Raw genomic sequence first — 6,666 nt, 5'->3', positions numbered from 1 at the left:
TTGGTCACGGCCGAGTCCGCCCTGGTGGTGCTGATCGGCGCGCTGCTCGGCGGGGCCGTCGCGTTCGTCGGTCTGCTGAGTATCCGTGCCGGCCTGGCCGAGCAGACCGGCGTACCGGTCGACCTGGTGGTGCCGTGGTCCGTCGTCGGCGGGGTGGTGGGGCTCTGCCTGCTCCTGGCGGTGCTGGCGAGCGCACTGCCGACCTGGCGATCACTGCGCGACCGTCCCGCGCGGTCTCCCGTCGGCGTCGCCGGGTGAACCGGTGCCGACGGATGTCCGTCGGGGCAGGTCGAGCCGGTCGACCGCCGCGACGACCAGTTCCTCCGGTGCCGCGGCCACGTCCAGCACCACCCCGGCTTCGTCGGGCGCCAGGTCCTCAAGGGTGGCCCGCTGGGAGTCGAGCAGACTGGCCGGCATGTAGTGCCCGACCCGCCGGGTCATCCGGTCCCGGATCAGCTCGGCCGTGCCGGCCAGGTGCACGAACTCCACGCTGGGTGGTCCCTGGCGCAGCACGTCCCGGTAGGAGCGCTTCAACGCCGAGCAGGCAAGCACCGTGGACACGCCCTCGGCGTGCCGGCCGGCCATCCAGGCCGCGAGGTCGCGCAGCCAGGGCCGGCGTGCCGCGTCGTCCAGCGGGATGCCGGCGCGCATCCGGGCCACGTTGGCCGGCTGGTGGAACTCGTCCGCCTCGGCGAACACCAGCTCGGTCAGCTCGCTGATCCCTCGCGCCACCGTCGTCTTGCCCGCCCCGGACACGCCCATCACCACCACGTGCCGGGTGGGCGGGCGGCGGTCACCAGTCATGGACCGTGCCGTCCTTGAGCCGGTTGAACGGCAGGTACGCCGGCTGGTACGGGAACCGGGCCGCGGCCTCCTCGTCGAGTTCCACGCCGAGGCCGGGCTGCTGTCCCGGGTGCAGGTGTCCGTCGGCGAAGGTGAACGACTGCCGGAACACCTCGTCGGTGAGCGCCCCGTGCCGCATGTACTCCTGGATGCCGAAGTTGTGGATGGCCAGGTCGAGGTGGAGCGCGGCGGCCATACCGACCGGGGAGATGTCGGTCGGGCCGTGGATGCCGGACTTGATCTGGTACTGGGCGGCGTAGTCGAGCAGCTTCCGCATGGCGGTGATGCCGCCGGTGTGCGTGACGGCGGAGCGCACGTAGTCGATGAGCTGTTCGCGGATCAGCGTCTGGTAGTCCCAGACCGTGTTGAAGACCTCGCCGATGGCCAACGGGGTGGTGGTGTGGTGCCGGACCAGCCGCAACGCCTCCTGGTTCTCCGCCGGGGTGCAGTCCTCCAGCCAGAACAGGTCGTACGGCTCGAGCGCCTTGCCCAGCTTGGCGGCCTGGATGGGGGTCATCCGGTGGTGCCCGTCGTGCAGCAGGGGCAGCTCGGGGCCGAACTCGTTTCGAACGGCCTCGAAGACCCCCGGCAGGTGCCGCAGGTACGAACGGGTGTCCCAGTCCTCCTCGGCGGGCAGCGGCGTGCGCTGGGCCGGCTCGTAGTCGTAGCGCTTGCCGTCGGCGCTGGGCTGGGCGGCCACGCCGTAGACGGCGTTGATGCCGGGCACCGAGGTCTGCACCCGGATGGCGCGGAAGCCCTGCTCCAGGTGGCTGCGGATGGAGTCGAACAGCTCGGGCAGGTCCCGCCCGGAGGCGTGCCCGTAGGCCAGGATCCCGGTCCGGGAGGCGCCGCCCAGGAGCTGGTAGAGCGGCATCCCGGCGGCCTTGGCCTTGATGTCCCAGAGAGCGACGTCCACGGCCGCGATGGCGGCCATGGTGACCGGCCCCCGCCGCCAGTACGCCGAGCGGTAGAGGAACTGCCAGGTGTCCTCGATCTGATGCGGGTCGCGCCCGATCAGCAGCGGGACGACGTGGTCGGCCAGGTACGACGCGACGGCCAGTTCGCGTCCGTTGAGGGTGCCGTCGCCCAGCCCGGTGAGCCCCTCGTCAGTTGTGATCTTGAGGGTGACGAAGTTCCGGTCGGGGCTGGAGACGATGACGTCCGCGGCGACGATCTTCATGCCGATGCCTTTCTCAGGGGTGATGTCAGCGCAGCGTGCTGCCGGGCTGCACGTCGTTCAGGAGGGACAGTTCGTCGCGGCGAGGCAGCGACTCCCAGTCGCCGTTGCCGCCGACGGCGAAGGCGCCCAGGGTGACCGCGCGGCGCAGCCGCCCGGCCAGGTCGAGACCGTCGAGGTGGCCGGAGAGGTAGCCGGCGGTGAAGGCGTCCCCCGCGCCGACGGTGTCCACCGCCGTCACGGGCACCGCTGCCGCGTGCCGCACGCCCTCCCGGGTGTACGCGCGGGCGCCGTCGCCGCCGAGCTTCACCAGCACCGTCGACACGCCCCGGTCCAGCAGTTCGGCGACCACAGCCGGCTCGTCCGCGCCCGGTGCGCCGACCAGGTCCAGTTCGTCGGCGGAGGCGACCACGACCGAGGCGTGGCCGACGATGCCGGCGAGCGCGGCCCGCGCCGCGTCCCGGCTCCACAGTTTCGTCCGGTGGTTGACGTCGAGGCAGACCAGCGTCCCGGCCCGGGCGGCGGTCTCGGCCGCCCACCGGGTGGCCTCCCGGGCGCCGTCGGACAGCGCCGCGGTGATCCCGGTCAGGTGCAGCACCCGGGCACCGGCGGCCAGGGCGGGCCGCAGGTCCTCGACGGACACCGCCGAGCCGGCCGAGCCGGCCCGCTGGTAGGTCACCCGGGTCAGGTCGGCGGTCCGCCGTTCCAGGAACATCAGCCCGGCCGGGCGGTCCGGGTCGCGGACCACGTGTTCGAGGCGTACCCCCTCGGCGCGGAGCTGCCGGAGCAGGAACTCGCCGAGTTCGTCGGCGCTGACCCGGCCGGCGAAGGCCGCGCGGTGGCCGAGCCGCGCCACCCCGACGGCCACGTTGGCCTCCGCCCCGGCCAGGTGCGGGGTGAGCGCGCCGCCGGTGACGATGGGCGCGGCCGTGCGCAGCGACAGCAGGGCCTCGCCGAAGGTGAGCAGGTCGACGGCGGTCATGACGCGGTGCCCGGGTGGCCGCCGGCGCGCGGGTGCGCGGCGGACGGGCGGGTGTCGCGCGGGTGGGCGACGGGAAGGCCGGCGGTGCTCATGCGACGGCGGCGAGGTAGGCGCGGGCGCGCTGGCGCAGGGCGTCGAGGTCGCCGCCGGAGGCGGCGTCACCGACCAGCGGGCCGCCGAGGCCGACGGCGATCGCGCCGGCGGCGAAGTAGCCGGGCAGGTCGGCCAGGCCGACACCGCCGACCGCCACGAAGGGGATGTCGGGGAACGGGTCGCGCACCGCCTTCAGGTACGCGGGGCCACCCACCGACGCCGGGAACAGCTTGATCGCCGACGCGCCCAGCCGCATCGCCGTGTACGCCTCGGTCGGGGTGAACGCCCCGGCGGCGACGGGCAGGCCGCGCCGCGCCGCCTCGGCGATCGACTCGACCACCGCGGGCGTCACCACGAACTGCGCGCCGGCCGCCGCCACCTCGGCGACGTCCGCGACGGTGAGCACCGTGCCGGCGCCGACCAGGGAGCCGGCCGGTGCGACCGCGCGCAGGGCCTCGACGGCCCGCGCCGCGTCCGGCGTGGTCAGGGCCACCTCCACGATCCGTACGCCCTCCTCCAGCAGGGCGGTGCCGGCGGCGATCGCGCCGGCCGTGTCGGTGCCCCGGATGACCGCGAGCATCCGGGCGGCGGCGAGTTCGGCGACGAGATTGACAGTCATGTTTTCACCATTCCGCATAGGAGCCGTCGGCGTGCCGCCAGGTGGGGCTGCGCCAGGCGTGTCCGCGCTTGTCCGCCGTCCGCACCGCGTGTTCGTCGATCTCGATGCCGAGGCCCGGCGCGGTGAGCCGCTCGACGTAGCCGTCGACGAAGGTCAGCGGGGTCTTGTCGAGGCAGTAGTCGAGCACCTCGGCGCCGAGGTTGTAGTGGATGCCGATGCTCTGTTCCTGGATCAGGTAGTTGGGCGTGGCGAAGCCGACCTGCAGGCAGGACGCCAGGGCGATCGGGCCGAGCGGGCAGTGCGGGGCGAGCTGGACGTCGTACACGTCGGCCAGCGCGGCGATCTTGCGGACCTCGGTGATGCCGCCGGCGTGCGACAGGTCCGGCTGGGCGACCGCGATGCCGGCCTGCAGAACCGGCAGGAACTCCTGCCGGTTGTAGAGCCGTTCCCCGGTGGACACCGGGGTGGTCGTGGTGCGTACGAACTCGCCGATCAGGTGCGAGTTCTCCGGCACCACCGGCTCCTCCAGGAAGAACGGCCGGTACGGCTCGAGTAGCGGGGCGACCCGCCGGGCGGTGGCCAGGCTGAACCGGCCGTGGAAGTCGACGGCGACGTCCCGCTCGTCGCCGAGCACCTCCCGGGCGGCGGCCACCCGCTGGACCACGCCGTCGAGCTCGGCGACCGAGGCGACCGGGCTCATCCGCCCGGACGCGTTCATCTTCACGGCGGTCAACCCAGTCTCGACGGCGGCGCTGATCTGGTCGCGTACCTCGGCGGGCTCGTCGCCGCCGACCCAGCCGTAGACCCGGATCCGGTCGCGGACCGGGCCGCCGAGCAGCTGGTGCACCGGGGCGCCGAAGTGCTTGCCGGCGATGTCCCACAGTGCCTGGTCGAGCCCGGCGACGGCGCTGGCCAGGATCGGCCCGCCCCGGTAGAACGAGGCCTTCGTCAGCACCTGCCAGTGGTCCTCGATCCGCAGCGCGTCCCGGCCGACCAGCAGCTCGCTGAGCTGCTCGACGGCGGTGCGGACGGTCTCGGAGCGGCCCTCGCAGGTCGCCTCGCCCCAGCCGACGATCCCGTCGACGGTCTCGACCCGGACGAACAGCCACCGTGGCGCGACGAGGAACGTCTCCACCCGTGCGATCGTTGTCATGGCGTCCTCAGCCCTTCGTGGCGCCGGCGGTGAGCCCGGAGACGATGTACTTCTGCACGAACAGGGCGATCACCATGATCGGCAGAGTGACCACGGTGGCCGCGGCCATCAGGCCGCCCCAGTCGATGCTGGCGTAGCCGACGAAGTCGAAGATCGCCACGGGCAGGGTCTTCGTGTCCGCGCCGGAGAGCACCAGGGCGAACATGAAGTTGTTCCAGGAGAAGATGAAGGACAGGATGCCGGCGGTCGCCACGCCGGGCACGGACAGCGGCAGGGTGATCCGCCGGAACGCGCCGATGTGGGTCAGTCCGTCGACCAGCGCCGCCTCTTCCAGGTCCTCCGGCAGGCTGTCGAAGAAGCCCATCATGATGTAGACGATCAGCGGCAGCGACACGAACATGTGGCTGAGGATCAGCACGGTGTACCCGCCGACCATCTGCAGGTTCGAGAAGACGTAGTACCAGGGCACCAGGAGCGACACGCCCGGGATGATCCGGGCCATGAGCACCACGAGCGCTGACTTCTTCATGCTGAACCGGCTCATCGAGTAGGCGGCCGGTACCCCGAGGATGAGCGAGAAGAGCGTGGCGGCGAACGCCACCCACAGGCTGTTGCCGATGAACTGGACGTAGTTGGCTTGCTGGAGCACGTTGCCGTAGTTGTCCAGGGTGGGCGAGAAGACGAAGGCCTTGCCGGTGTCGTAGATGTCGACGTTGGTCTTGAACGACGCGGCGATCATCCACAGCAGCGGCGCGATCAGCGCCAGCACCACGACGGCCAGGGCCACCGCCCGGAAGACCTTGAACGGCTTGCCCGGCTTCATCGGTCCAGCCCCTTCTTGCGGTAGGTCAGGGCCCACATCACCCCGATGATGATCAGGAAGAAGATGATCAGGACCGTCGATGAGACGCCGTAGTCGTTGTAGTCGAAGCTCAGCCCGTACGCGTAGACGTTGAGCGTCTCGACCTCGTGGAACGACCCTCCGCCGCGACCCTTCGTGGCGTAGAGGATGTCGAAGGTCTTCAGCGCATCGATGCCGCGCAGCAGGATCGCGACGATCACCGTGGGCATCAGCAGCGGCAGCGTGACGTGCCGGAACCGCTGCCAGGTGCTGGCGCCGTCGATGAGGGCGGCCTCCTGCGGCTCGTCCGACAGCGACGTGAGGCCGGCGAGCAGGATCAGCACGACCATCGGGGTCCACTGCCAGATGTCGATGAACATCGTCGTCGGCAGGGCGCTGTTCTGGCCGGACAGCCAGGGCTGCGGACCGATGCCGACCCAGCTGAGCACCTGGTTGGCCATGCCGATGGTGGGGTCGAAGATCAGCCGCCACATCATGCCGACCGCCACCGGGGTGGCGACCAGCGGAAGCAGGATGGCGACCCGGACCCAGCGCTCACCGCGGAACGGCCGCCACAGCAGCAGGGCGATCGCCATGCCGAGCGCCACCTCGACGGCGAGCACGACGCCGGTGAACAGAACGGTTCGCCACACCGCCGGCCAGAACCGGTCGGTGTCGGCGAGCACGTCGAGGTAGTTCTGGAACCCGATGAACTCGCTCTCGGCGCGGACCGAACCCTCGGCGTCGGTGAGGCTGAGGTATCCGGTCCACGCCACCGGAAAGATGATCAGCACGGCGACGAACGCCATGGCGGGGGCCGCGAAGAGCCATTTGCGGTGCGCGTTGGCCCAGCGCGACCAGCCCGACTCCGCCGGGGCCGGGCCGGCCTGCGACGGTCTGGTGACTGGTGTGGTGACGGCTGACATGAGGTCTCCGAGTGGTCAGGGCCGGGACCCGG

Annotated in this window: 8 protein-coding genes; 1 reads left to right on the top strand and 7 read right to left on the bottom strand. The window is 71.6% G+C overall.

Annotated features, from left to right (window positions below; translation table 11 throughout):
* Positions 1 to 258: FtsX-like permease family protein (locus OC439_RS06940; protein ID WP_262012708.1), on the top strand; the 258-nt coding region annotated here is incomplete at its 5' end.
* Here OC439_RS06940 and OC439_RS06935 read toward each other — a convergent pair.
* The 7 genes from OC439_RS06935 to OC439_RS06905 form a co-directional block, all read right to left on the bottom strand.
* A complete protein-coding gene (locus OC439_RS06935) occupies positions 211 to 804 on the bottom strand; it encodes a gluconokinase (RefSeq protein ID WP_262012707.1) in 594 nt (197 codons plus the stop codon). The two genes, OC439_RS06940 and OC439_RS06935, sit on opposite strands and share 48 nt — an antisense overlap.
* On the bottom strand, positions 794 to 2,023 hold the full coding sequence (gene manD / locus OC439_RS06930; protein ID WP_262012706.1) for a D-mannonate dehydratase ManD: 1,230 nt from the start codon (positions 2,021 to 2,023) through the stop codon (positions 794 to 796). The genes OC439_RS06935 and manD overlap by 11 nt, the downstream gene beginning before the upstream one ends.
* Positions 2,024 to 2,048: 25 nt before the next feature.
* On the bottom strand, positions 2,049 to 3,002 hold the full coding sequence (locus OC439_RS06925; protein ID WP_262012705.1) for a sugar kinase: 954 nt from the start codon (positions 3,000 to 3,002) through the stop codon (positions 2,049 to 2,051).
* A gap of 88 nt (positions 3,003 to 3,090) precedes the next feature.
* Positions 3,091 to 3,714 carry a bifunctional 4-hydroxy-2-oxoglutarate aldolase/2-dehydro-3-deoxy-phosphogluconate aldolase gene (locus tag OC439_RS06920; protein WP_262012704.1) on the bottom strand — a complete coding sequence of 208 codons (624 nt, stop codon included), beginning with the start codon at positions 3,712 to 3,714 and terminating at the stop codon, positions 3,091 to 3,093.
* 4 nt (positions 3,715 to 3,718) lie between these two features.
* Positions 3,719 to 4,867: a galactonate dehydratase gene (gene dgoD / locus OC439_RS06915; protein WP_262012703.1), complete on the bottom strand. Its 1,149-nt coding sequence runs from the start codon at positions 4,865 to 4,867 to the stop codon at positions 3,719 to 3,721.
* A 7-nt stretch (positions 4,868 to 4,874) separates the two neighbouring features.
* Positions 4,875 to 5,690 carry a carbohydrate ABC transporter permease gene (locus OC439_RS06910; protein ID WP_116506973.1) on the bottom strand — a complete coding sequence of 272 codons (816 nt, stop codon included), beginning with the start codon at positions 5,688 to 5,690 and terminating at the stop codon, positions 4,875 to 4,877.
* Positions 5,687 to 6,634 carry a carbohydrate ABC transporter permease gene (locus OC439_RS06905; RefSeq protein ID WP_073831681.1) on the bottom strand — a complete coding sequence of 316 codons (948 nt, stop codon included), beginning with the start codon at positions 6,632 to 6,634 and terminating at the stop codon, positions 5,687 to 5,689. Before OC439_RS06905 ends, OC439_RS06910 begins: the two co-directional genes overlap by 4 nt.
* Between the last annotated feature and the right edge of the window lie 32 nt (positions 6,635 to 6,666).

It is taken from the genome of Micromonospora sp. Mcm103 (assembly GCF_024519755.1).
Taxonomy (GTDB): Bacteria; Actinomycetota; Actinomycetes; order Mycobacteriales; family Micromonosporaceae; genus Micromonospora; species Micromonospora aurantiaca.
Note: the sequence above shows the minus strand (reverse complement) of the source record. Positions and strands in the feature narration are given on the sequence as shown.